The following is a 23,712-nucleotide window of genomic DNA, read 5'->3' as shown; positions in this document are numbered from 1 at the left end:
GTGGCGCCCGCTGCGGGGTTCGTTCGCCGCCCCGATAACAACAACTTCCCGTGAGGTCCCCCGATGCTGCGCAACCAACCGTCCCTGTCCCTCGAGCTGGCCCTCATCGCCATGCCCGCCGTGCTCGCCGAGGCGCGCCGCCTGGGCGTGCGCATCAGCGCCTCGATCGTCGACGCCGGCGGCCAGCTGATCAACCTGGCGCACATGGACGGCGCGCCGGCGCCGAGCCGCGACATCGCCCATGACAAGGCCTGGACCGCCACCGGCTTCGGCCTGGCCACCAGCGCCTGGGAAGAGCGCCTGGCCAGCATGCCGCCCAGCGTGCGCGACGGCCTGCTGCAGCGCCCGCGTCTGGCCATGTTCGGCGGCGGCGTGCCGGTCAAGGTGGACGGCGCCACGGTCGGCGCCATCGGCGTGTCCGGCGCCACCGCGGCGCAGGACGAGCAGTGCGCCGAGGCCGGCGTGCGCGCGATTCTCGAGGCGCTCGCTCAGTAATTTCGTAGGGTGGGAAACTCGCGTGGCGATTTCCCACCGCGTGGCCATCCACCCGCCGCGCCGCACCAGGCGGCGCGCCAAGCTCAGGCGGGCGACCTCACGCCTTGCCCTTGTCGCCGAAGGTCGCCTTCACCAGCTCGCCGACACCGCCGACCGCGCCGATCACCTGGCTGGCCTCCAGCGGCATCAGCACCACCTTGCTGTTGTTCGCCGCGGCCAGTTTGCCGAGGGCGTCGACGTACTTCTGTGCGACGAAGTAGTTGATCGCCTGCACGTTGCCGGCGGCGATCGCCTCGGACACCACGCGGGTCGCCTCGGCTTCCGCCGCGGCGGCGCGCTCGCGCGCTTCGGCCTCGAGGAAGGCGGCCTGGCGCTCGCCCTCGGCGCGCAGGATCGCCGCCTGCTTCTCGCCCTCGGCGGTGAGGATCTCCGCCTGGCGCTTGCCCTCGGCCTCCAGCACCTGGGCGCGCTTCAGGCGCTCGGCGCGCATCTGGCTGGACATCGCCTCGACCAGGTCGGCCGGCGGGCTGATGTCCTTGATCTCGATGCGGGTGACCTTGACGCCCCAGGGCGCGGTGGCCTCGTCGACGGTGCGCAGCAGGCGCTCGTTGATCGCGTCGCGCTGGCTGAGCATCTGGTCGAGCTCCATCGAGCCGAGCACGGTGCGGATGTTGGTCATCACCAGGTTGCGGATGGCGTACTCCAGTTCGCTGACCTCGTAGGCCGCCTGCGCCGCGTTGACCACCTGGAAGAAGCACACCGCGTCGATCTGCACCATGGCGTTGTCGGCGCTGATCGCCTCCTGCGGCGGCACGTCGAGCACCCGCTCCATCATGTTGATCTTGTGGCCGATGGTGTCCATCACCGGGACGATGATGTTGAGGCCGGGCTTGAGGGTATTGGTGTAGCGGCCGAAGCGCTCCACCGTCCACTCGCTGCCCTGCGGCACCACCTTGAAGCCCATGAACACGATGGCCACGGCCAGGGCGACGAACAGCAGCATGACGATTCCGATATCCATCTGCGTGCTTTCCTTTCCTTGCGTTGAGGGATGTTGTTCAGCGTTGCTCGCTCTGCGGGGTGACCCGCAGGATCTCTTCCACTGTAGTCATTCCGCTGGCGACCTTCTGCGCGCCGGACAGGCGCAGGCTGCGCATGCCCTCCTTGAACGCCTGGCGGCGCAGCGCGGTAAGGTCGGTGTCGGCGTGGATCAGCTGGCGCAGGCCGTCGCTCATCAGCATGATCTCGTAGACCCCGGCGCGGCCACGGTAGCCGGTGTCGCGGCACTCGTTGCAGCCCACCGCGCGCATCGTGCCGCTGGGCAGCGCGGCGCTCCACGGTCGGGTCAGCTCCTGCCAGTCGCTGGCGTCGATCGTGTGCGGCGCCTTGCAGTGCGGACACAGGGTGCGTACCAGGCGCTGGGCCATCACGCCGAGGATGGTGGCCTTGAGCAGGTAGTGCGGCACGCCCAGTTCGAGCAGGCGGCTGATCGCGCTGGGCGCGTCGTTGGTGTGCAGGGTGGACAGCACCAGGTGGCCGGTCAGCGCCGCCTGGATGGCCATCTCGGCGGTCTCCAGGTCGCGGATCTCGCCGACCATGATGATGTCCGGGTCCTGGCGCATCAGCGCGCGAACGCCGCTGGCGAAGGTCAGGTCGATGTTGGGCTGCACCTGCATCTGGTTGAACGCCGGCTCGATCATCTCGATCGGGTCCTCGATGGTGCAGACGTTCACCTCCGGCGTGGCCAGCTGCTTGAGGGTGGTGTACAGGGTGGTGGTCTTGCCCGAGCCGGTGGGGCCGGTGACCAGGATGATGCCGTTGGGCTGGCCGGTCATGCCCTGCCAGCGCCTGAGGTCGTCGGCGGAGAAGCCCAGCTTGTCGAAGCCCTTGAGCAGCACCTCGGGGTCGAAGATGCGCATCACCAGCTTCTCGCCGAAGGCGGTGGGCAGGGTCGACAGGCGCAGCTCGACCTCGCCGCCGTCCGGCGCCTTGGTCTTGATCCGGCCGTCCTGCGGCTTGCGCTTCTCGGCGACGTTCATCCGGCCGAGGGTCTTCAGCCGGCTGACGATGGCCATCACCACCTGCGCCGGGAACTGGTAGACGTTGTGCAGCACGCCGTCGATGCGAAAGCGCACCGTGCCCTGCTCGCGGCGCGGTTCGATGTGGATGTCGCTGGCGCGCTGCTGGAAGGCGTACTGGAAAAGCCAGTCGACGATGGTGACGATGTGCGCGTCGTTGGCGTCCGGCTCGCCGTCCACCGCGCCGAGGCTGAGCAACTGCTCGAAGTTGCCGACCCCGCTGATCTTCTGCTCGCTGGCACTGGCGCCGCTGACCGAGCGGGCGATGCGGTAGAACTCCTGGGTGAAGCGCTGGATGTCCGCCGGATTGGCCACCACGCGGCGGATCGGCCGCTTGAGCACGTGGGTGAGATTGGCCTCCCAGCTGCCGACCAGCGGCTGGGCGCTGGCGATGGTCACGCTCTCGGCGTCCACCGCCACGGCGAGGATCTTGTGGCGTTGGGCGAAGGCGTGCGACATCAGCGGGGTTACCGCGGCGACGTCGATCTTCAGCGGGTCGATGCGCAGGTAGGGCTGGCCGGCGTATTCGGCCAGCCACTGGGTCAAGCCCTCCAGGTCGAGCTTGCGGCCGGGATGGGCGCGGTCGTCGACCTGCTGGGCGGCGAGGAACTCCAGCGGGTGCTGCTGGCTGTCCAGGCTGCTGCGGCGGATCGCCAGGCACTGCTCGGCGACCGCCTGGTCGATGCGCCCCTGCGCGATCAGTTCGCGCAGCAGGTCGTTGAGATCGAGCCAGCGGTCCTGGGCGGGCGTGGTCATGGCGGTCATCGGCTTCCTCGGGCGAGCGGCTGGAGCAAGGGGCCAGCATGCCGGGAAATGTCCGGACTGTCGCCGGGGTGGGTCATGTTTCGGGTGGTCGACCTGCCGTAGGTGGGAAACTGCCGAAGGCATTTCCTACCGTCGGGGGCATGGTCACGGTGGAAAATCGCTGCGCGAGTTTTCCACGGGGTGGCCATCCCCCCTACGGGTGTCGCGGGCTTACTTCAGCGCCTTCCAGCCCTTGAGCATCCACACGGTCTGCACCTGCGCGGCGCGCGCCTGCAGGGTGTCCTCGTCGGCCGGCTGGCGGGCCAGTTCGACCAGCTTGTGCAGCTCGCCGTACAGGCGGTCGGCCTCGGGGATGTCCAGCACGCCGCGGGCCAGGCGCAGCCAGGCGCACATGCGCTCCAGGCGCGGCAGCTGCTCGGGCAGGTCATAGGGCTGGTTCTGGTAGCGCTCCAGCGGCAGGGCGGCGATCTCCTCGTTGAGCAGGCGGGCCAGCCAGCGGCCGATGGGCGCCTGCCCGGCACGCTGGCCGCGCTCGTTGCGTTGCGCGGTCCAGGCGCGGCTCAGCAGCCAGCGCGAGGCGTTGAGCGAGAAGCGGCCCCAGCGGGTCTGCGTCAGTTCTGCGGCGAACTGTGCCGGCGCGGCCTGGCGGGCGGCATCGTCGTGCTGGCCGGCCTGCAGGCGCGGGCGCCAGTCGCCGAGCAGGCCGTCCAGCCCTTCGCGCAGTTCGCGCGAGCTGGCGCGCGGCGCGGCCTGACCGAGGCTGCCGAGCAGGGCGCGCAGGTCGATGAGCTGCTGCAGCCACTGCTCGAGCAGCTTCCAGTGGCCGTTGAAGCGGTACTGCTCGGCCAGCCGCTGGCTGTTGCCGAGCAGTTGCCAGGCGAGGGCGGCGAAGGCGTCGTCGAGCGGCTGTGCGGCGTTCAGCTGCGGCTCCGGCAGGCTGACGCTGTAGCAGGCCGGATCGAACAGGCGGTAGCCGCGCTCGGCCTTGCTGATGTCGCAGGGCATCAGCGGCAGCTCGGCGGCCAGCTCGCAGGCCAGCTCGAGCAGGGCCGCCGGCTCGCCCTCACGCAGCTCCAGCTCCAGCTCGCAGATTTCCTCTTCCCGACCGGCGGCAAGCACCTTGCCGAGGTCCAGCGCGGCCTCGATCACCACCTTGGCTTTGCCGCGGCCCCAGGCGATCTCGGCCTTGTCGCGGGCGAAGTCGGTGGTGAAGATCGGCTGCAGGCCGGCCTTGTCCAGCCCCGCCAGTTCGGCCGGCCAGCAGTCGTCGCTCAGCTTGCCCAGGTCGAGTTCGGCCTGGTCGAGATACCAATCCCACTCGTTGCGTTCGGACAGTCCGGCGACGCTCTGGCCCCGGCTTTTCAGGGTCTGGATGTACTGTTCGCCGTCGCGGCGCAGGCGCAGGGCGACGCGGGCGCGGGCGAGGTCGCGCGCGGGGGTGTCGAAGTACTGGTTGAACAGCTCGCCGTGCTGCCAGCCGCTCTTGTTGCGCTTCTTCAGCAGCGGATGGTCGCGCAGCGCGGCGAGGGTGGCGCGGCTGGCGCGCAGCTTGATTTCGGTTTCTTTGACCATGAGGGCGGGGGCCTCTGCCCCTAACATGCGTGTATTACGGTGCCATGACGGCGTGCTGGCGGGGTGTGCGGGGGCGGACTTATAATCGAGGTCCTTTTCAACAGGGTTTTACCCCATGCCGATCAATCCCTTCGTCAGCCTGTTCGGACGTTCTCCCATCGGGCCGATGCAACAGCACATTACCAAGGCACATGAATGTGCGGCGAATCTCCTGCCCTTCTTCCAGGCCGTCATCGCCGAGGACTGGCCGCGGGTGGAGCAGATTCAACAGGAGATGTCGCGTCTGGAGCAGGAAGCCGACAAGCTCAAGAAGAGCGTACGCATCCACCTGCCGAAAAGCCTGTTCCTGCCGGTGCCGCGCTCGGATCTGCTGGAGCTGCTCAGTGTACAGGACAAAGTGGCCAACCGTGCCAAGGACATCGCCGGCCTGATGCTGGGTCGCCAGATGACCATCCCGCAGGCCCTGCAGCCGCTGATGCTGGCCTACGTGCAGCGCACCGTCGACGCCAGCGCCCAGGCGCTGAAGGCGATGAACGAGCTGGACGAACTGCTCGAGACCGGTTTCGCCGGCCGCGAGGCGACCCTGGTGGAAAACATGGTCGAGGAGATCGAGGTCATCGAGCGTGACACCGATCGTCTGCAGATCGAAGTGCGTCGTGGCCTGTTCAAGCTGGAGAAGGATCTGCCGCCGGTCGACGTGATGTTCCTCTACCAGATCATCGAGTGGATCGGTGATGTGGCCGACCGCGCCGAGCGTGTCGGCAACCGTCTGGAGCAACTGCTGGCGCGCTGATGCGCCGGCGTTCTGTCTGGAATCTACGAGAACTCTTCTATGTCCCTTATTGCGGATTACGGCTTCGTACTCCTGGTGCTCGCCTGCGCCTTCGGTTTCTTCATGGCCTGGGGCGTCGGCGCCAACGACGTGGCTAACGCCATGGGCACCTCGGTCGGCTCGCGTGCGCTGACCATCAAGCAGGCGATCCTGATCGCCATGGTCTTCGAATTCTGCGGCGCCTACCTGGCTGGCGGCGAGGTGACCGAGACCATCAAGAACGGCATCGTCGACGCGACAGTGATCACCCCCGACCTGATGGTGCTGGGCATGATGTCGGCGCTGCTGGCGGCCGGCACCTGGCTGATGGTGGCCACCGCCAAGGGTTGGCCGGTATCGACCACCCACTCGATCATCGGTGCGGTGATCGGCTTCGCCGCGGTCGGCGTGTCCATGGACGCGGTGCAGTGGGGCGCCATCGGCCCGATCGTCGCCAGCTGGGTGGTCACCCCGTTCCTCTCCGGCCTGGTTGCCTTCGGCCTGTTCATGAGCGTGCAGAAGCTGATCATCGACACCGACGAGCCGTTCCGCAACGCCAAGCGCTTCGTGCCGCTGTACATGTTCGTCACCGGCTTCATGGTCGCCCTGATGACCGTGACCAAGGGCCTCAAGCACGTCGGCCTGCACCTGTCCGGCAACCAGGGCATCCTGCTGGCGCTGGGCGTCGGCGTGCTGGTGATGCTGCTCGGCATGGCCATCCTCAGCCGTATCCAGGTGGACACCGAGGCGGACAAGGGCTTCCACTACGCCAGCGTGGAGAAGGTGTTCGCCGTGCTGATGGTGTTCACCGCCTGCTCGATGGCCTTCGCCCACGGCGCCAACGACGTGGCCAACGCGGTCGGCCCGCTGGCCGGCATCGTCGGTGTGATCCAGTCCGGCGGCGCCGCGGACATCGCCGCCAAGTCGGCCGTGCCGGGCTGGGTGCTGCTGCTCGGCGCCATCGGCATCGTGGTCGGCCTGGCCACCTACGGCTATAAGGTGATCGCCACCATCGGCAAGGAAATCACCGAGCTGACCCCCAGCCGCGGCTTCGCCGCCGAACTGGCCACCGCCTCCACCGTGGTCGGCGCCTCGGCCATCGGCCTGCCGGTGTCCACCACCCACACCCTGGTCGGCGCGGTGCTCGGCATCGGCATGGCGCGCGGCATCGGTGCGCTGAACCTCGGCGTGATCGGCAAGATCTTCATGTCCTGGATCATCACCCTGCCGGCCGGCGCCATCCTGGCCATCGTGTTCTTCGAGATCCTCAAGGCGATCTTCGCCTGACCCGTACCGCCGCGCCCGCTTCGTGCGGGCGCGGGCGGTTTCCCCCGCCGCCCTGGCGACCTATCATGCAAGGCATATCTCCCGGAGTGCCTGCATGCCCCTTCCCAGCCTCAAGCAACAGTTCGCCGAGCTGATCGCCCTGCCGTCGGTGAGCTGCACCCAGCCGAGCCTCGACCTGCCCAACCGCCCGCTGATCGAGCGTCTGGCCGCCTGGCTGGGCGACCTCGGTTTCGCCTGCGAGATCCAGGACATCGCCCCCGGCAAGGCCAACCTGCTGGCCAGCTACGGCGCGGGTCCCGGCGGTCTGGTGCTGGCCGGGCACAGCGACACCGTGCCCTTCGACGCCGCGCTGTGGCAGAGCGACCCGCTGGCCCTGCGCGAGGCCGACGACCGCTGGTACGGCCTCGGCGTGTGCGACATGAAGGGCTTCTTCCCGCTGATCATCGAGGCGGTCAGGCCGCTGCTCGACCAGCCGTTTCGCCAGCCGCTGCTGATCCTCGCCACCTGCGACGAGGAAAGCTCGATGAGCGGTGCCCGCGCGCTGGCCGAGGCCGGCCGTCCGCTGGGCCGCGCCGCGGTGATCGGCGAGCCGACCGGCCTCAGGCCGATCCGCCTGCACAAGGGGGTGATGATGGAGCGCATCGACATCCAGGGGCAGAGCGGCCACTCCTCCGACCCGCGCCTCGGGCGCAGCGCGCTGGAGGCCATGCACGCGGCGATCGGCGCACTGCTGGCGCTGCGCGGCCAGTGGCAGCAGGAGTTCAACAACCCGCTGTTCAACGTGCCGCAGCCGACCCTCAACCTCGGCTGCATCCACGGCGGCGACAACCCCAACCGCATCTGCGGCCAGTGCGCCCTGGAGTTCGACCTGCGCCCGCTGCCGGGCATGGACCCCGAGCAGCTGCGCGCGGCGATCCGCGCCAGGCTGCAGCCGCTGGCCGAGCAGCGCGGCGTGCGCATCGACTACGGGCCGATCTTCCCCGGCGTACCGCCGTTCGAGCAGGCGGCGGACAGCGAGCTGGTGCGCGTCGCCGAGCGTCTCACCGGGCATGCCGCCGAGGCGGTGGCCTTCGGCACCGAGGCGCCCTACCTGCAGCAGCTCGGCTGCCAGACCATCGTCCTCGGCCCCGGCGACATCGCCTGCGCCCACCAGCCGGACGAATACCTCGATCTTTCGCGCATCGCGCCGACCGTCGAGCTGCTGCGCGGGCTGATCGGGCACTATTGCCTCGACGCCCAACCGACCCCGTAGGAGCGAGCTTGCTCGCGATTATGGTTCGTGCAGGTGCACGGATCGCTAGCTAGCTGGCTCCTACCAACCGTAGACACGAGCGCGGTCACACCCCGGGGTGGCCGCGTACCCCGGGGCGCGAACAGCCCCTACAGGCAGGTTCTTCATGCACGACTACGTCAACTGGCTCCGCCACGCCACCCCCTACATCAACGCCCATCGCGAGCGCACCTTCGTGGTCATGCTGCCGGGCGAGGGCGTCGAACATCCCAACTTCGGCAACATCGTCCACGACCTGGTGCTGCTGCACAGCCTCGGCGTGCGCCTGGTGCTGGTGCATGGCTCGCGCCCGCAGATCGAGGCGCGCCTGGCCGCGCGCGGCCTGACCCCGCGCTACCACCGCAACCTGCGGGTCACCGACGGGCCGACCCTGGAGTGCGTGGTCGAGGCGGTCGGCGGCCTGCGCCTGGGCATCGAGGCACGCCTGTCGATGGACATGGCCGCTTCGCCGATGCAGGGCGCACGGCTGCGCGTGGCCGGCGGCAACCTGGTCACCGCGCGGCCGATCGGCGTGGTCGACGGCGTCGACTACCAGCACACAGGTCTGGTGCGGCGTATCGACCGCAAGGGCATCGAGCGCCTGCTCGACGAGCGGCGCATCGTCCTGCTGTCGTCACTCGGCTACTCGCCGACCGGGGAGATCTTCAACCTGGCCTGCGAGGACGTGGCGATGAGCGCGGCCATCGACCTGCAGGCCGAGAAGCTGATCCTGTTCGGCGCCGAGCGCGGCCTGCTCGACGAACACGGCGCGCTGGTCCGCGAGCTGCGCCCGCAGCAGGTGCCGGCGCACCTGGCGCGCCTGGGCAGCGACTACCAGGGCGAGCTGCTCGACGCCGCCGCCCAGGCCTGCCGCGGCGGCGTGCGGCGCAGCCACATCGTCAGCTACGCCGAGGACGGCGCGCTGCTCAACGAGCTGTTCACCCGCGACGGCGCCGGCACCCTGGTGGCCCAGGAGCAGTTCGAGCAGCTGCGCGAGGCCGGCATCGACGACGTCGGCGGCCTGCTCGAGCTGATCCGCCCGCTGGAGGAGCAGGGCATCCTAGTGCGCCGCTCGCGCGAGGTACTGGAGCGCGAGATCGGCCAGTTCAGCATCGTCGAGCGCGACGGCCTGATCATCGCCTGCGCGGCGCTCTATCCGGTGCCGGATTCCGACTGGGGCGAGCTGGCCTGTCTGGCCGTGCACCCCGAGTACCGCCAGGGCGGTCGCGGCGATCAGCTGCTCGAGCGCATCGAGCAGCGCGCCCGCGCCCAGGGCCTGAAGACCCTGTTCGTGCTCACCACGCGCACCGCGCACTGGTTCCAGGAGCGCGGCTTCAAGGCCAGCAGCGTCGAGCGGCTGCCGCCGGCGCGCGCCTCGCTGTACAACTTCCAGCGCCAGTCGAAGGTGTTCGAGAAGCCGCTGTGACGGCTGAGGGAGGGGTAGGGTAGAAGACTCGCGCAGCGATCTTCTACCGATCTTCCGCGCCACTGGCGGTGGACAATCGCTGGCGCGAGTTGTCCACCCTACCGGCTCACGCCGGCTCGATCGCCGCCATGTAGCGCTCGACGAACTCGTCGAAGCTGCCCTGCTGGCTGGCCTCCAGCTCGGCCTGGGCGGTGAGCGAGTCGCGCGCCGACTGCTCGAAGGCGGTCAGTTGCGCGGCATCCAGCGGCCGGCCGCGGAACCAGGCGGCGTGGCGCTCGGACTGGCGCAGGGCGAAGGCGTGGAAGCTCAGCCGGTCCTCGCGCAGGCTCTGCAGCACCCGTGCCGACGGCGTCAGGCGGGCGTCCTCGAGCTTGGCGCGCTGGCTGGCCAGCGCCTGCTGGTGCAGGTCGTCGCCGTGGGCGGCGTCGAGCAGCGCGGCGCAGGACGCGATGCGTTCGAGCAGCTCCAGGCCCCAGGCCTTCAGCTCGTGCGGCTGGCCGTTGCGGCTCAGCTGCAGGCCCGGCCGGCGGCCTTCCTTGACGGTCAGGGCGAAGTTGGCCGAGCACTCGCGGCACTCGTCACCGGGCATCGCCGGGCTGTCTTCCAGCGCGCAGTAGAGCAGGAAGGCGTCGAGGAAGCGTGCGGCGGGCAGGTCGATGCCCAGCGGCAGGAACGGGTCGATGTCCAGGCAGCGCACCTCGACGTACTGCACGCCGCGCGCGCCGAGCGCCTGGATCGGCCGCTCGCCGGAGTTGGCCACGCGCTTGGGGCGGATGGTCGAGTAGTACTCGTTCTCGATCTGCAGCACGTTGGTGTTGAGCTGCTGCCACTCGCCGTCCTGCCGGGTGCCGATGGCTTCGTAGGGCGGGTAGGGAGTGGATACCGCCTGGCGCAGGCTGGCCAGGTAGCTGTCGAGGTCGTTGTAGCAGGGGCGCAGGCTGGCCTGGGCGTTGTTCTGGTAGCCCAGATCGCTCATCCGCAGGCTGGTCGCCCACGGCAGGTACAGGGTGCCCTCGCTGAGCGTTTCCAGGTTGTGCTCGCGGTCCTTGAGGAAGCTGGCGCACACCGCCGGTGAGGCGCCGAACAGGTACATCAGCAGCCAGCTGTAGCGGCGGAAGTTGCGGATCAGCGCGATGTAGCGCGCCGACTGCCACTCCTGCGCCGGCCGGCCGTCGTCCTCGGCCGCCTGCAGCAGCGGCCACAGCGCCTCGGGCAGCGAGAAGTTGTAGTGGATGCCGGCGATGCATTGCATGGCCTTGCCGTAGCGCACCGCCAGCCCCTTGCGGTAGACGTGCTTGAGCCGGCCGATGTGGCTGCTGCCGTATTCGGCGATCGGGATGGTCGCCTCGTCCGGCAGCTGGCACGGCATCGAGTGGGTCCACAGCTGCTCGTCGCCGAGCTTGGCGTAGGTGAAGCGGTGGATGGCGTCCAGCTCGTCGAGGGTGCGCGCCGGATCCTCCCAGGCGTCGGTGATGAACTCCAGCAGCGCCTCGGAGTAGTCGGTGGTGATCTGCGCGTGGGTCAGCGCCGAGCCCAGCACCGGCGCGTGCGGAGTCAGGGCCAGGTGGCCGGCGGGGTCGACGCGCAGGCTTTCCTTCTCCAGCCCGTGTCGGCAGTGGCGCAGCAGGTCGCGCTGGTCGGCGTGCGCGAGCAGGGCCAGGCGGCGGGAAAGTAGGTCGCTCAAAAGTCAGGTTCCTTTTCGCAGAGTCTGCGCACTATGGGGGCGCAGGGCGCCGGTCTCAAGGGCCGGGCGCTGGCGGATGGAGGCTCGGCAGCGATTTTCCCCCCGCGTGCCGGTGGACCATGGCAGGGAGCGACGGCTGCTTGTCGGCCGGCGACAGCGCCGTGCGCGGGCCGTGTCCCCCGCTTCGGGCAGGGCCGGCAGCGCCAGCCCCGCCGTCGTTGCCGGTCCCTGCCGATCAGGTTAGACCAGCATGAAGGTGCCCTGGGCGCGGGCGACCAGCGCCTCGCCCTGGCGCACCTCGGCGTCCACCACCAGGGTGCGGCTGCCGTGGTGGATCACCTTCGCTGCGCACAGCACCTCGCCATCGTCGATGGCGCGCATGTAGTTGATCTTGCACTCGACGGTGACGCTCTTGCGCTCGAAGCCGTGGGCGCTGGAGCAGGCCAGGCCCATGGCGATGTCGACCAGGCTGAAGATCGCTCCGCCGTGCAGCTTGCCGGCGCGGTTGCGCAGCTCGGATTTCAGCGGCAGGCGCACCTCGGCTGCGCCGCCGTCGATGCGCACGGGCTCGCAGCCGAGCAGGTGGCTGAAGGCGCTGGTGGTCACTTCGCGGACGTCGGTCATCTCAGCGCTTCTTGATCTGCTTGGCGTTGGCGAACAGCGCGGCCATCCCGGCGTTGGCCGGCGCCGGCTTGTCCTGCGCGGAGTGGCGCTCGCTGCGCGGGGTGTTGCCGCGGGACTGCCCGCCACGCGGCCCACTGCGTGCGCCATCTACCTTCTCGCCCGGGGTGTCGCTCATGCGCATGGACAGGCCGACGCGGTTGCGCGGGATGTCCACCTCCATGACCTTGACCTTGACGATATCGCCGGCCTTGACCACCTCGTAGGGATCCTTGACGAACTTCTCCGACAGCGCGCTGATGTGCACCAGGCCGTCCTGGTGCACGCCGATGTCGACGAAGGCGCCGAAGTTGGTGACGTTGGTCACCACGCCCTCGAGGATCATCCCCGGCACCAGGTCCTTGAGGCTCTCGACGCCTTCCTGGAACTCGGCGGTCTTGAACTCCGGGCGCGGATCGCGGCCGGGCTTGTCGAGTTCCTTGAGGATGTCGGTGACGGTCGGCAGGCCGAAGGTCTCGTCGGTGAACTTCGCCGGGTCGAGACGCTTGAGGAACGCCGAGTCGCCGATCAGCGAGCGGATGTCCCGGCCGGTATCCGCGGCGATGCGCTTGACCAGCGGGTAGGTTTCCGGGTGCACCGCCGAGGCGTCCAGCGGGTTGTCGCCGTTCATCACGCGCAGGAAGCCGGCGGCCTGCTCGAAGGTCTTGTCGCCCAGGCGCGGTACCTTCTTCAGTTCGCTGCGGCTCCTGAATGCGCCGTTGGCGTCGCGGAACTGCACGATGTTGCCGGCCAGGGTCGCGTTGAGGCCGGAGATGCGCGCCAGCAGGGCGGCGGAGGCGGTGTTCACATCCACGCCGACGGCGTTCACGCAGTCCTCGACCACCGCGTCCAGCGAGCGCGCCAGCTTGAGCTGGGACACGTCGTGCTGGTACTGGCCGACGCCGATGGCCTTGGGCTCGATCTTCACCAGCTCGGCCAGCGGGTCCTGCAGGCGACGGGCGATGCTCACCGCGCCGCGCAGCGACACGTCCAGCTCGGGGAACTCGCGCGCGGCCAGTTCGGAGGCCGAGTACACCGAGGCGCCGGCTTCGCTGACCATGATCTTGGTCAGCTTGAGTGCCGGCAGTTGCTTGATCAGGTCGGCAGCCAGCTTGTCGGTCTCGCGGCTGGCGGTGCCGTTGCCGATGGCGATCAGCTCGACCTGGTGCTTGGCGCACAGGCGGGCGAGCACGGCGAGGGTGCCGTTCCAGTCGTTCTTCGGTGCGTGCGGGTAGACGGTGGCGGTATCCAGTAGCTTGCCGGTGGCGTCGACCACGGCGACCTTGCAGCCGGTGCGCAGGCCGGGGTCCAGCGCCAGCACGCTGCGCGGGCCGGCCGGGGCGGCCAGCAGCAGGTCGTGCAGGTTGCGGGCGAACACGTTGATCGCCTCGGTCTCCGCGGCCTCGCGCAGCTCGCCGAGCAGGTCGGTCTCCAGGTGGGTGTACAGCTTGACCTTCCAGGTCCAGCGCACCACCTCGGCCAGCCAGCGGTCGGCGGCGCGGCCGCGGTTATCGAGGCCGAAGCGCTCGGCGATCATCAGCTCGCACGGATGCAGGCTGCCCGGAAGTTCCTCGCCGACCTTGAGGCTGGCGCTCAGCACGCCCTCGTTGCGGCCGCGGAAGATCGCCAGGGCGCGGTGCGACGGCACGCCCTTGAGCGGCTCGTCGTGCTCGAAGTAGTCGCTGAACTTGGCGCCTTCCTGCTCCTTGCCGGCGACCAGGCGTGCACTGAGGGTGGCGTTGTCCTTGAGGAAGCCGCGCAGCTTGTCGAGCAGGCTGGCGTCCTCGGCGAAGCGCTCCATGAGGATGTACTTGGCGCCTTCCAGCACGGCTTTCACATCGGCGAAGCCCTTCTCGGCATCGACGAAGCGCGCCGCCTCGTCCTCGGGGTTCAGCTCGGGATTGCCGAACAATGCATCGGCCAGCTCGCCGAGGCCCGCTTCCAGGGCGATCTGGCCCTTGGTGCGGCGCTTCTGCTTGTACGGCAGGTAGAGGTCTTCCAGGCGGGTCTTGGTGTCGGCCAGCTTGATCTCGCGGGCCAGCTCCGGGGTCAGCTTGCCCTGCTCCTCGATGCTGGCGAGGATCGCCGTGCGCCGCTCCTCCAGCTCGCGCAGGTAGCGCAGGCGCTCCTCCAGGGTGCGCAGCTGGGTGTCGTCGAGGCTGCCGGTCACTTCTTTCCGATAACGGGCGATGAAGGGCACGGTCGAGCCCTCGTCGAGCAGCGCCACGGCGGCGGCGACCTGTTGCGGGCGGACGCCGAGTTCCTCGGCGATACGGGCGTTGATGCTGTCCATATGACTTCCTGCGACTGCGGGGGAAGGTGCCCTCGGGGGGCGGAAAGCGCCGGATTATACTCAGCCACCCGGACATGGCGAGGCGCGCGGCGGGGGAAAAATCTGCTAACAATGGCCCTGCGAACGGCCGTGAGGCCTGCGTCATAATCGCCGCATATTCTCGAGGACTCCCGATGAACACTACCGCCAGCAGCCAGCCGGAAGGCGAAAAAATTCTCATCGTCGACGACGACGTGCGTCTGCGCCGCCTGCTCGAGCGCTTTCTCGACGAGCAGGGCTACCGCGTCAAGACGGTGGAGAACGTCGAGCAGATGGACCGCCTGCTGAGCCGCGAGCTGTTCAGCCTAGTGGTGCTCGACCTGATGCTGCCCGGCGAGGACGGCCTGTCCGCCTGCCATCGCCTGCGCGCGCAGGACAACCACATCCCGATCATCATGCTCACCGCCAAGGGCGACGAGGCCAGCCGCATCCAGGGCCTCGAGCAGGGCGCCGACGACTACCTGGCCAAGCCGTTCAATCCGCGCGAGCTCTTGGCGCGCATCCGCGCCGTGCTACGCCGTCAGACGCCGCTGGTGCCCGGGGCGCCGGGCGTCGAGGAGGAGACGGTGACCTTCGGCGACTACGAGCTGAACCTCGGTACCCGCGAACTCAAGCGCGGTGGCGAGGTGCACATGCTCACCACCGGCGAGTTCGCCGTGCTCAAGGCGCTGGTCCAGCACGCCCGCGAGCCGCTGACCCGCGACAAGCTGATGAGCCTGGCGCGCGGCCGCGAGTGGGACGCGCTGGAGCGCTCGATCGACGTGCAGATCTCGCGTCTGCGCCGGCTGATCGAGCCCGATCCGTCCAAGCCGCGCTACATCCAGACGGTGTGGGGTGTCGGCTACGTGTTCGTGCCGGACGGTAGCGCGCGCAAGTGAGAACCCCGGTCTGGTTTCCGCAGAGCGTGTTCGCCCGCATCCTCTGGCTGGTGCTGATCGTCGTGCTGTTCTCCAAGGCGCTGACCCTGGTCTACCTGCTGATGAACGAGGACATGCTGGTCGACCGCCAGTACAGCCACGGCACCGCGCTGACCCTGCGCGCCTACTGGGCGGCCGACCCGGCTTCGCGCGAGGCGGTCGCCGCCGCCGCCGGGCTGCGCCAGCTGAAGGCCGACGAGGTGCCGGCCGGCGAGTACCACTGGCCTTACACCGAGGTATTGGAGTCGCAGATGCGCCAGGAGCTCGGGGACGACGCCGAGCTGCGCATGCGCGCGGCGCGCTTGCCGCGTCTGTGGGTGCTGGCGCCCAAGCTCGGCCCGGACTGGGTCGAGGTGCCGCTGTATCCCTATCCGCTGAAGATCCAGCGCATCTGGAGCGTGCTCGGCTGGTTCCTCGCCATCGGCCTGTTGTCCACCGCGGCGGCCTGGATCCTGGTGCGCCAGCTCAGCCTGCCGCTCAAGCGCCTGGTGTTCGCCGCCCGGCAGATCGGCCGCGGCCGCAGCGTGCGCCTGCCGGTGAGCGACACGCCGAGCGAGATGACCGAGCTGTATCGCGCCTTCAACCAGATGTCCGAGGACGTCGAGCAGGCCGCCCGCGAGCGCGAGCTGATGCTCGCCGGGGTGTCCCACGACCTGCGCACGCCGCTGACCCGCCTGCGCCTGTCGCTGGAGCTGCTGCCGGCTGACAACGAGCTGACCGAGGACATGATCCGCGACATCGAGGATATGGACGCCATCCTCGACCAGTTCCTCGCCTTCATCCGCGATGGCCGCGACGAGCCGCTGGAGGCGCTCGACCTCAACGAGCTGATCCGCGAGGTGGCCGCGCCGCTCAACCAGAACGAGGAGCAGGTGCGCCTGTGCCTGGAGCCGCTGCCGGCCATGCCGCTGCGCCGGGTATCGATCAAGCGCCTGCTCGCCAACCTGATGGAGAACGCCCTGCGCCACGGCGGCAGCGCGGTGGAGGTCACCTCCAGCCTGTCCGGCAGCGCCGCGGCGCCCTACGTGGTGCTCAGCGTGCTGGACCGCGGCCCGGGCATCGATCCGGCCGAACTGGAGAGCATCTTCAACCCGTTCATCCGCGGCGACCGCGCGCGCAGCAGCAAGGGCACCGGCCTGGGCCTGGCCATCGTCAAGCGCATCGCCGCCCAGCACGGCGGCAGCGTCGAGCTGCGCAACCGCGCCGGCGGCGGGGTGGAGGCGCGGGTGTGTCTGCCGATCGGTTTGCTGTTGCCGCGCGATGCGGTCTAGGGGGCGCGTAGCGGGGTAAACCGACTTCGATGCCGTCAGGCATCGCCAGAGCCGGCCTAGCTGCCGGTTGGTGGGTTACGGCCTGTGGCCTAACCCACCCTACGCTGGCCCAGGCGGCGCGGTGCGGCTCACCCCCGCCCCTTGGTCCGCGTCTGCCCAGGCCGGGCGTGCTCCTCGATGTGCTGGATGATCATGCTCGCCACGTCCTGACCGGTGGTGGTCTCGATGCCTTCCAGGCCGGGCGATGAGTTGACCTCCATCACCAGCGGGCCGTGGTTGGAGCGCAGGATGTCGACCCCGGCGACGCCGAGGCCCATGACCTTGGCGGCGCGGATCGCGGTCATGCGCTCCTCCGGGGTGATCTTGATCAGGCTGGCGGTGCCGCCGCGGTGCAGGTTGGAGCGGAACTCGCCGGGCGCGGCCTGGCGCTTCATCGCTGCGATAACCTTGTTGCCGACCACGAAGCAGCGGATGTCGGCGCCGCCGGCCTCGTCGATGTATTCCTGGACCATGATGTGCTGCTTGAGGCCGAGGAACGCCTCGATCACCGATTCGGCGGCCTTGTGCGTCTCGCACAGCACCACGCCGATGCCCTGGGTGCCTTCCAGCACCTTGATCACCAGCGGCGCGCCACCGACCATGTCGATCAGGTCGGGAATGTCGTCCGGCGAGTGGGCGAAGCCGGTCACCGGCAGGCCGATGCCCTTGCGCGACAGCAGCTGCAGGGCGCGCAGCTTGTCGCGAGAGCGGCTGATCGCCACCGACTCGTTGAGCGGGAACACGCCCATCATCTCGAACTGGCGCAGCACCGCGCAGCCATAGAAGGTCACCGAGGCGCCGATGCGCGGAATCACCGCGTCGAAGCCCTCCAGGGCGCGGCCACGGTAGTGGATCTGCGGCTTGTGGCTGGCGATGTTCATGTAGGCGCGCAGGGTGTCGATGACCTCCATCTCGTGCCCACGCTGCCGGCCCGCCTCGACCAGGCGGCGGGTGGAGTACAGCTTGGGGTTGCGCGACAGCACAGCGATTTTCATCAGACACCTGAGGGGATGGTGGGCGCCAGCAGCAGCGGCTTGCCCTGGACATAGGTTAGTGCGGGATTGACCACCAGCTGGCCGCTGACCAGCGCCTTGGCGCCGAGCAGCACGCGGTAGCGCATGGTCTTGCGGCAGGTCAGGGTGAATTCTACAGGCCATTGGCGGTCGCCGAGCACCAAGTTGGTGCGAACCACGTAGCGTGTCTGGGTATGCCCGGTGGAGCTGCGGATGGTCTTCATGCTCACCAGCGGCGCCTCGCGCTGGCGGTGCTGGCGCTGCACCAGGCTGCCGAGGTGGGCGGTGAAGCGCACCCAGGGCTGGCCGTCGCGCTCGAAGGGCACGATGTCGCTGGCATGCAGGGTCGAGGTGGCGGCGCCGGTGTCGATCTTGGCGCGCAGGCCGGCCAGGCCCAGGTCGGGCAGGGCGATCCACTCGCGCAGGCCGATCACGGCCAGATGGTCGAAGGTCTTCACGGCAGTTCGGCTCCGGTCTGTTGCGCCGCGGGGGCGCCTGATCGCGATGATACTGTCGGCGGTCTCAGTCGACATCCGCCAGCGCGGCAAGTTGCAGGCGAACCCGGTCGCGGCCACTGTGCTTGGCGGCGTACAGCGCCTCGTCGGCGCGCTGCACCAAGCGCGCCACCGTGTCGCCCGGTATGGCCGTGGCCACCCCGGCGCTGGCGGTCAGCGCCCGCTGGCAGGGGAAGCGGTGCTCGCGGACCTGCTGGAGGAGGCGCTCGGCCAGTTGGGCGGCCTGCTCGAGGGGCGTCTCGTGGCAGATCAGCAGGAACTCCTCGCCGCCCCAGCGGCACACGGTATCGACGCTGCGCAGGCCGCCCCTGAGCAGGCGGGCGAAATCGACCAGCACCTTGTCGCCCATCAGGTGGCCGAGCTCGTCGTTGACCGTCTTGAACAGGTCGATGTCGAGCAGGATCACCGACAGCGGCCGGCCGTAGCGCTGTGCCCTGAGGATATCCAGGGCAAATGACGCATCGAGGGCATTGCGGTTGGGCAGGCCGGTGAGCTGGTCGGTTTCGGCCAGGCGCCGGAACTGGTCGTTGAGCTTGCGCAGGCGGGTCATCCACAGCAGGCTGGTGGCCAGGATGGCCGCCAGCACGACGCCGAGCCAGATGGCCAGGGTGTAGTCGGTGACCACCTCGGTCACCACCGTCATGTTGACGTGACGGTCGACGATCTGCCGGCGCTCCTGGGCGCTGAGGGTGGCGATGCCCTTGTCGAGGATGTCGCGCAGGGTGGTCTCCGAGCGGAGCACTCCCATGCGCAGATGGTTCTCGTAGCCGGGGATCTGTCCGGAGATCTTCAGGTTGAACCAGCCCTCGTGCTTGATGGTGGCGGCGGCGACGATCAGCGAGCGCAGGGTCATGTCCGCCTTGCGTTCGCTGACCAGGGCAAGGGCCTCGCGCTCCGACTCGGTGGGGATGATGGTCAGGTTGGGGAAGTCGCGGGCGATGCGTTCGGCCATCGCGGTGCCGCGCGGCAGGGCGATGGTGCTGCCGTGCAGGGCGCCGATGTCGGAGACGAACGGATGCTCCTCGCGGGTGATGATCACGTTCGGGTCGCTGAGCAGCGGTGCCGTGAAGATCAGCCAGCGCTCGCGTTCCGGGGTGCTGTTGAGGAAGCTCAGCGCCAGGCACTCGCCGGCCTGCGAGGCGGCCAGGCTCGCCTCCCAGTTGCGCGTGGGGTGCAGCACGAGGTTGGCGCCGCTGCGCAGGGTCGTCAGGGCGATCAGGTCGGCGGCCATGCCGATGTGGCGGCCGCTCGGGTCGATCTGCTCGAAGGGCCACCAGTCGGGGTCGACGCACAGCGGGATGCTCGGGTGGGCCTGTAGGTAGGCCTGCTCCGAGGCGGTGAGCACGACCGGCTGCGCCTCGCTCGGCGTGGATAGCCAGATGAGCAGCAGGAGGAGGGCCGGCCGCAGCCAGCCCCGCGGGGTGGCGGATGTTCCACGGGCTCTGCGGCGCTCGGCCATGGTCGAACTCCTCCCTGTCAGGCCACGACGTGGTCGCTGCGCCTCTTCGTCGTGTCATTATGGCCAGCGCCCGGCGCGCCTGTCATGTTTCGTGACGGGGTTAACATCGGGCGAGTGGTTGCCAGCTGTGACACGAGAGAGAACATGAGCGAACAGGACGACAAGCCGCGCCTGGACAAGTGGCTGTGGGCGGCGCGTTTCTTCAAGACCCGCGCCCTGGCCAAGGCGGCCATCGAGGGCGGCAAGGTGCATTGCCGCGGCGAGCGCTGCAAGCCGGCCAAGGAGCCGAAGCTCGGCGACGAACTGACCATCCGCTGCGGCTTCGACGAGCGCACGGTGATCGTCCGCGCGTTGTCCATGGTACGCCGTGGCGCGCCGGAGGCGGCGCTGCTCTACGAGGAGACGGCCGACAGCGTCGCCCGCCGCGAGGCGGCCGCCGCGCTGCGCAAGGCCGGGGCGCTCGGCGTGCAGAGCGAAGGGCGGCCGACCAAGAAGCAGCGCCGGCAGATCCACCACTTCTGGGACGAGCACTGAGCATCGATAGACAACACCCGCAGAGCCGATAGACAGGCGACCCTTGGTCAGGCCCGGGGTTTGCGCCTAAAATCGGCGTTCAAAAACGAGCTCTGCGGGTCTGGCATGTCCGATTTTTCCCAACGTTTCCTCTTCGAAGACACCGATGTGCGCGGCGAACTGGTCGAGCTCGACCAGAGCTACGCCGAGGTGCTGGCCAAGCACGCCTACCCCGAGGCGGTCGCCCAGTTGCTCGGCGAGATGCTCGCCGCCGTGACCCTGCTCAGTGACACCCTCAAGTACGACGGACTGCTGGTGCTGCAGGCGCGCTCCTCCGGCCCGGTGCCGCTGCTGATGGTCGAGTGCTCCAGCGAGCGCGAGATCCGCGGCATCGCCCGCTACGACGCCGCGGCACTGGGCGCGGCCGGCAGCCTGCGTGAGCTGATGCCAGAGGGCGTGCTGGCGATCACCATGGATCCCAAGGTCGGCAAGCGCTACCAGGGCATCGTCAGCCTCGACGGCGACACCCTGGCCGCCTGCCTGTCCGGCTACTTCGCCATGTCCCAGCAACTGCCCACCCGCTTCTGGCTGAATGCCGACGGCCGCCGCGCCCGCGGCCTGCTGCTGCAGCAGCTGCCCGCCGACCGCCAGCGCGACGCCGAGGCGCGCGAGACGAGCTGGGAGCACCTGGTCACCCTGGCCGACACCCTGACCGCCGAGGAGCTGCTCGGCCTCGACAACCTGACCCTGCTGCACCGCCTCTATCACCAGGAAGAAGTGCGCGTGTTCGACGAGGAGCCGCTGCGCTTCGGCTGCAGCTGCTCGCGCGAGCGCTCGGCGACGGCGCTGGTCAGCCTGGGCGCGGAAGACGCCGCCCGGCTGGTCGAGGAGCAGGGCGGCGCGGTGCAGATCGACTGCCAGTTCTGCAACCATCGCTACGAATTCGATGCCGCCGACATCGCCCAGCTGTTCGCCGGTGGTGGCAGCGCTGCGCCGTCGCCGACCCGGCACTGATTGTTTTTTACCCAAGAACGCGATTGATCTGGCATAATCGCGCGCAATTTTTTCGCTGTAGCTAGCCGCCAGGCGCGCTACAAATCGTTTGGAGGACTCGGCCGCAGGCCGACGGGGACCACATGACGCAAGCCAATACTGCCGTGTACACCGATATCAGCGTTGCCGAACTGATCGAGAAGGCCATCAGCCGTGGCGAGGGTGAACTCGCTGCCAATGGTTCCCTGGTCGTCCGCACGGGTCACCGCACCGGTCGCTCGCCGATGGACCGCTATATCGTGCAGGAGCAGAGCACCGAGGCGAAGATCGCCTGGGGCAAGATCAACCGTCCGTTCCCGGAAGACAAGTTCGATGCCCTGTGGGACCGCGTCGAGGCCTACCTGAGCGAGCGCGAGCACTTCGTCTCCCACGTCCACGTCGGCTCCGCCGAGGCGCACTACCTGCCGGTCAAGATGACCACCGAGACCGCCTGGCACAACCTGTTCGGCCGCTGCCTGTTCATCAACCCGGAAACCTTCAACCCGGCCGGCAAGGGCGAGTGGCGCATCCTCAACGTGCCGTCCTTCGTCTGCGAGCCGGAGCGTGACGGCACCAACTCCGACGGCTGCGTGATCCTCAACTTCGCCCAGAAGAAGGTGCTGATCGCTGGCATGCGCTACGCCGGCGAGATGAAGAAGGCCATGTTCTCCGTGCAGAACTTCCTGCTGCCGGAAGCCGACGTGCTGCCGATGCACTGCGCCGCCAACATCGGCGAGGAAGGCGACGTCACCCTGTTCTTCGGCCTGTCCGGCACCGGCAAGACCACCCTGTCCGCCGACCCGAGCCGCTACCTGATCGGCGACGACGAGCACGGTTGGGGCGAGGGCGTGGTGTTCAACATCGAGGGCGGCTGCTACGCCAAGTGCATCGACCTGTCCGAGAAGAACGAGCCGGTGATCTGGAAGGCCATCCAGTTCGGCGCCGTGCTGGAGAACGTGGTGCTCGACGAGCGCACCCGCAAGCCGGACTACGCCGACGCCAGCCTGACCCAGAACAGCCGCGCCGCCTACCCGCTGGAGCACGTCGAGAAGCGCTCGGCAGAGAACCTCGGCGGTGAGCCGAACGCGGTGATCTTCCTGACCTGCGACCTGACCGGCGTGCTGCCGCCTGTGTCGATCCTCAACAACGAGCAGGCCGCCTACCACTTCCTGTCCGGCTACACCGCGCTGGTCGGTTCCACCGAGATGGGCAGCGGCACCGGCATCAAGTCGACCTTCTCCACCTGCTTCGGCGCGCCGTTCTTCCCGCGTCCGGCCGGCGAGTACGCCGAGCTGCTGATCAAGCGTATCAAGGCGTTCGGCTCCAAGGTCTACCTGGTCAACACCGGCTGGACCGGTGGCGGCTACGGCGTCGGCAAGCGCTTCAACATCCCGACCACCCGCGCGGTGATCGCTGCCATCCAGAGCGGCGCGCTGGTCGGTGCCGAGACCGAGCACCTGCCGATCATCAACCTGGACGTGCCGAAGGCCGTGCCGGGCGTCGAGACCGAGCTGCTCAACCCGCGCAACACCTGGGCCGACAAGTCCGCCTACGACGAAGCCGCCCGTGGCCTGGCCAAGCTGTTCATCGAGAACTTCACCAAGTTCGAAGTGTCCGACGCCATCCGCGCCGCCGGTCCGCAGCTGTAATCGCTGGCGAACCCGCATGAAAAAGCCGCCTTCGGGCGGCTTTTTCGTTTCTGGCGGCTGCTCGGGCAGAAGAGGCGCGCAGCGATGTTCTACCGCCGGGGCTGTCGCCGTGCGGTCACTCGCCGGCACCCTCCAGGCGCGCTAGGCGCGCCTCCAGCTCGGCCAGGCGCGCCTCGAGGGCGGCGATGCGCTCCTCCTGGGCCTGCTGGGCGGCGGGGGCGGCCGTCTCCGCAGGGCGGGCGGCGAGCAGGGCTTCCTGATCGGCCGGGTCGCCCAGCTGGTGGGCGTAGCGTTCCTCGCGCTGGCCGCTCTGACGCGCCAGCTGGCGCACCAGGCCGCGCGTCGCCAGGCGCTCGAGGTGGTGGCGGATTTCCTCGGTGTCGTCGAAGGCGTGCAGGCGGTTGCTGCGCGCCAGCAGCTCGCCGAGGGTCTGCGGGCCGCGCAGCATCAGCAGGGCAAGCAGGATCAGCTGGGCGTGCACCAGCTCCAGCTGCTTGTCGGCGCGCTGCTCCCAGCGGTCGGCGCGGCTGCCCATCACCAGGCGGACCAGACCGCGCTGCTCCAGATGGCGCAGGGCCTGACCGGTCTCGCCGGGCTGCAGGTTCATCAGCGGCTCGCGGCTGGTCTTCTGGTTGCAGGCCAGCTGCAAGGCGTTGAGGGTCAGCGGGTAGGTTTCCGGCGTGGTCGCCTGCTTCTCGATCAGGCAGCCGAGGGCGCGGATCTCGACGGCGGACAGCGGGGCGTCGGCGAAGGGTGAGGGGGTGGCGGTCGGTTCGCTCATGGGGCGGGGCGCTCGGCAAGGAATAGACCCCTAGTGTCACCAAGCGGCCGAGGCTTTTCCAGCCTCCTTGCTCGCCTTCGGTGGGGCGGCAGGCTGCGCTGCGCCCGGAAATGCAAACGGGCGCCCTGGGGCGCCCGTTGCTG

At 69.0% G+C, this 23,712-nt stretch carries 20 protein-coding genes; 10 read left to right on the top strand and 10 right to left on the bottom strand.

Annotated elements, in window-relative coordinates:
• The first annotated feature begins 63 nt into the window (after window positions 1-63).
• Complete coding sequence (locus BLT78_RS15080; RefSeq protein ID WP_090349851.1) at window positions 64-495, top strand: GlcG/HbpS family heme-binding protein; 432 nt, start codon at window positions 64-66, stop codon at window positions 493-495.
• A gap of 97 nt (window positions 496-592) precedes the next feature.
• Here the strand turns inward: BLT78_RS15080 and BLT78_RS15075 are convergent, their stop codons facing one another.
• The 3 genes from BLT78_RS15075 to BLT78_RS15065 all read right to left on the bottom strand — a co-directional run bounded on the left by BLT78_RS15075 (window position 593) and on the right by BLT78_RS15065 (window position 4,910).
• Window positions 593-1,516, bottom strand: coding sequence for an SPFH domain-containing protein (locus tag BLT78_RS15075; RefSeq protein ID WP_090349849.1), 924 nt, complete (start codon window positions 1,514-1,516; stop codon window positions 593-595).
• Between the two features lie 37 nt (window positions 1,517-1,553).
• Window positions 1,554-3,338, bottom strand: a complete 1,785-nt coding sequence (locus BLT78_RS15070; RefSeq protein WP_090349847.1) for a GspE/PulE family protein — start codon at window positions 3,336-3,338, stop codon at window positions 1,554-1,556.
• A gap of 210 nt (window positions 3,339-3,548) precedes the next feature.
• Window positions 3,549-4,910, bottom strand: coding sequence for a CYTH domain-containing protein (locus BLT78_RS15065; RefSeq protein WP_090349844.1), 1,362 nt, complete (start codon window positions 4,908-4,910; stop codon window positions 3,549-3,551).
• 115 nt (window positions 4,911-5,025) lie between these two features.
• On the opposite strand from BLT78_RS15065, the gene BLT78_RS15060 reads away from it, so the two are divergent.
• The 4 genes from BLT78_RS15060 to argA all read left to right on the top strand — a co-directional run bounded on the left by BLT78_RS15060 (window position 5,026) and on the right by argA (window position 9,704).
• Window positions 5,026-5,703 carry a TIGR00153 family protein gene (locus BLT78_RS15060; protein ID WP_090349841.1) on the top strand — a complete coding sequence of 226 codons (678 nt, stop codon included), beginning with the start codon at window positions 5,026-5,028 and terminating at the stop codon, window positions 5,701-5,703.
• Window positions 5,704-5,742: 39 nt separating this feature from the next.
• On the top strand, window positions 5,743-7,008 hold the full coding sequence (locus tag BLT78_RS15055) for an inorganic phosphate transporter (RefSeq protein WP_090349838.1): 1,266 nt from the start codon (window positions 5,743-5,745) through the stop codon (window positions 7,006-7,008).
• 94 nt (window positions 7,009-7,102) lie between these two features.
• A complete protein-coding gene (argE, locus tag BLT78_RS15050; protein WP_090349835.1) occupies window positions 7,103-8,260 on the top strand; it encodes an acetylornithine deacetylase in 1,158 nt (385 codons plus the stop codon).
• 145 nt (window positions 8,261-8,405) lie between these two features.
• Window positions 8,406-9,704: an amino-acid N-acetyltransferase gene (argA, locus tag BLT78_RS15045; RefSeq protein ID WP_090349832.1), complete on the top strand. Its 1,299-nt coding sequence runs from the start codon at window positions 8,406-8,408 to the stop codon at window positions 9,702-9,704.
• A 106-nt stretch (window positions 9,705-9,810) separates the two neighbouring features.
• On the opposite strand, the gene gshA is transcribed toward argA, so the two are convergent.
• The 3 genes from gshA to BLT78_RS15030 all read right to left on the bottom strand — a co-directional run bounded on the left by gshA (window position 9,811) and on the right by BLT78_RS15030 (window position 14,341).
• Window positions 9,811-11,388, bottom strand: coding sequence for a glutamate--cysteine ligase (gshA, locus tag BLT78_RS15040; RefSeq protein ID WP_090349829.1), 1,578 nt, complete (start codon window positions 11,386-11,388; stop codon window positions 9,811-9,813).
• 240 nt (window positions 11,389-11,628) lie between these two features.
• Entirely contained in the window at window positions 11,629-12,012 is a 384-nt protein-coding gene (locus BLT78_RS15035) for a PaaI family thioesterase (protein ID WP_090349826.1), read from the bottom strand.
• A 1-nt stretch (window position 12,013) separates the two neighbouring features.
• A complete protein-coding gene (locus BLT78_RS15030; RefSeq protein WP_090349824.1) occupies window positions 12,014-14,341 on the bottom strand; it encodes a Tex family protein in 2,328 nt (775 codons plus the stop codon).
• A 173-nt stretch (window positions 14,342-14,514) separates the two neighbouring features.
• Here BLT78_RS15030 and ompR point away from each other — a divergent pair, with 173 nt between their 5' ends.
• Window positions 14,515-15,258, top strand: a complete 744-nt coding sequence (gene ompR / locus BLT78_RS15025; protein WP_090349821.1) for an osmolarity response regulator transcription factor OmpR — start codon at window positions 14,515-14,517, stop codon at window positions 15,256-15,258.
• Window positions 15,255-16,568 (top strand): ATP-binding protein, encoded by a 1,314-nt coding sequence (locus BLT78_RS15020; protein ID WP_090349820.1) that lies wholly within the window; start codon window positions 15,255-15,257, stop codon window positions 16,566-16,568. Before ompR ends, BLT78_RS15020 begins: the two co-directional genes overlap by 4 nt.
• Window positions 16,569-16,696: 128 nt before the next feature.
• Here BLT78_RS15020 and rimK read toward each other — a convergent pair whose 3' ends face one another.
• The 3 genes from rimK to BLT78_RS15005 all read right to left on the bottom strand — a co-directional run bounded on the left by rimK (window position 16,697) and on the right by BLT78_RS15005 (window position 19,594).
• The gene (rimK, locus tag BLT78_RS15015; protein ID WP_090349818.1) at window positions 16,697-17,602 is read right to left on the bottom strand and encodes a 30S ribosomal protein S6--L-glutamate ligase; all 906 of its coding nucleotides are present in this window, start codon (window positions 17,600-17,602) and stop codon (window positions 16,697-16,699) included.
• The gene (rimB, locus tag BLT78_RS15010; protein ID WP_090349816.1) at window positions 17,602-18,078 is read right to left on the bottom strand and encodes a retropepsin-like aspartic endopeptidase RimB; all 477 of its coding nucleotides are present in this window, start codon (window positions 18,076-18,078) and stop codon (window positions 17,602-17,604) included. Before rimB ends, rimK begins: the two co-directional genes overlap by 1 nt.
• 64 nt (window positions 18,079-18,142) lie before the next feature.
• Window positions 18,143-19,594, bottom strand: coding sequence for a diguanylate cyclase (locus tag BLT78_RS15005; protein WP_090349813.1), 1,452 nt, complete (start codon window positions 19,592-19,594; stop codon window positions 18,143-18,145).
• Window positions 19,595-19,738: 144 nt separating this feature from the next.
• On the opposite strand from BLT78_RS15005, the gene BLT78_RS15000 reads away from it, so the two are divergent.
• From BLT78_RS15000 to BLT78_RS14990, 3 genes are all read left to right on the top strand, one after another.
• The gene (locus tag BLT78_RS15000) at window positions 19,739-20,128 is read left to right on the top strand and encodes an RNA-binding S4 domain-containing protein (protein ID WP_090349810.1); all 390 of its coding nucleotides are present in this window, start codon (window positions 19,739-19,741) and stop codon (window positions 20,126-20,128) included.
• A 105-nt stretch (window positions 20,129-20,233) separates the two neighbouring features.
• Window positions 20,234-21,121 (top strand): Hsp33 family molecular chaperone HslO, encoded by an 888-nt coding sequence (gene hslO, locus BLT78_RS14995; protein WP_090349808.1) that lies wholly within the window; start codon window positions 20,234-20,236, stop codon window positions 21,119-21,121.
• A 122-nt stretch (window positions 21,122-21,243) separates the two neighbouring features.
• Window positions 21,244-22,788 carry a phosphoenolpyruvate carboxykinase gene (locus BLT78_RS14990; RefSeq protein ID WP_090349805.1) on the top strand — a complete coding sequence of 515 codons (1,545 nt, stop codon included), beginning with the start codon at window positions 21,244-21,246 and terminating at the stop codon, window positions 22,786-22,788.
• Window positions 22,789-22,903: 115 nt separating this feature from the next.
• On the opposite strand, the gene BLT78_RS14985 is transcribed toward BLT78_RS14990, so the two are convergent.
• Window positions 22,904-23,569, bottom strand: coding sequence for a YceH family protein (locus BLT78_RS14985; RefSeq protein ID WP_090349802.1), 666 nt, complete (start codon window positions 23,567-23,569; stop codon window positions 22,904-22,906).
• Window positions 23,570-23,712 lie beyond the last annotated feature (143 nt).

Source organism: Pseudomonas oryzae, assembly GCF_900104805.1.
Taxonomy (GTDB): Bacteria; Pseudomonadota; Gammaproteobacteria; order Pseudomonadales; family Pseudomonadaceae; genus Geopseudomonas; species Geopseudomonas oryzae.
This window is presented reverse-complemented; position numbering and strand designations above follow the sequence as displayed.

Coding starts and splice junctions, on each gene's coding strand:
- BLT78_RS15075 (WP_090349849.1), bottom strand. CDS start 1,516: ATGGATATCGGAATCGTCATGCTGCTGTTCGTCGCCCTGGCCGTGGCC.
- argA (WP_090349832.1), top strand. CDS start 8,406: ATGCACGACTACGTCAACTGGCTCCGCCACGCCACCCCCTACATCAAC.
- BLT78_RS15000 (WP_090349810.1), top strand. CDS start 19,739: ATGAGCGAACAGGACGACAAGCCGCGCCTGGACAAGTGGCTGTGGGCG.
- hslO (WP_090349808.1), top strand. CDS start 20,234: ATGTCCGATTTTTCCCAACGTTTCCTCTTCGAAGACACCGATGTGCGC.
- argE (WP_090349835.1), top strand. CDS start 7,103: ATGCCCCTTCCCAGCCTCAAGCAACAGTTCGCCGAGCTGATCGCCCTG.
- BLT78_RS14985 (WP_090349802.1), bottom strand. CDS start 23,569: ATGAGCGAACCGACCGCCACCCCCTCACCCTTCGCCGACGCCCCGCTG.
- BLT78_RS15030 (WP_090349824.1), bottom strand. CDS start 14,341: ATGGACAGCATCAACGCCCGTATCGCCGAGGAACTCGGCGTCCGCCCG.
- BLT78_RS15005 (WP_090349813.1), bottom strand. CDS start 19,594: ATGGCCGAGCGCCGCAGAGCCCGTGGAACATCCGCCACCCCGCGGGGC.
- rimK (WP_090349818.1), bottom strand. CDS start 17,602: ATGAAAATCGCTGTGCTGTCGCGCAACCCCAAGCTGTACTCCACCCGC.
- BLT78_RS15080 (WP_090349851.1), top strand. CDS start 64: ATGCTGCGCAACCAACCGTCCCTGTCCCTCGAGCTGGCCCTCATCGCC.
- BLT78_RS15035 (WP_090349826.1), bottom strand. CDS start 12,012: ATGACCGACGTCCGCGAAGTGACCACCAGCGCCTTCAGCCACCTGCTC.
- BLT78_RS14990 (WP_090349805.1), top strand. CDS start 21,244: ATGACGCAAGCCAATACTGCCGTGTACACCGATATCAGCGTTGCCGAA.
- BLT78_RS15055 (WP_090349838.1), top strand. CDS start 5,743: ATGTCCCTTATTGCGGATTACGGCTTCGTACTCCTGGTGCTCGCCTGC.
- BLT78_RS15070 (WP_090349847.1), bottom strand. CDS start 3,338: ATGACCGCCATGACCACGCCCGCCCAGGACCGCTGGCTCGATCTCAAC.
- ompR (WP_090349821.1), top strand. CDS start 14,515: ATGAACACTACCGCCAGCAGCCAGCCGGAAGGCGAAAAAATTCTCATC.
- BLT78_RS15065 (WP_090349844.1), bottom strand. CDS start 4,910: ATGGTCAAAGAAACCGAAATCAAGCTGCGCGCCAGCCGCGCCACCCTC.
- BLT78_RS15060 (WP_090349841.1), top strand. CDS start 5,026: ATGCCGATCAATCCCTTCGTCAGCCTGTTCGGACGTTCTCCCATCGGG.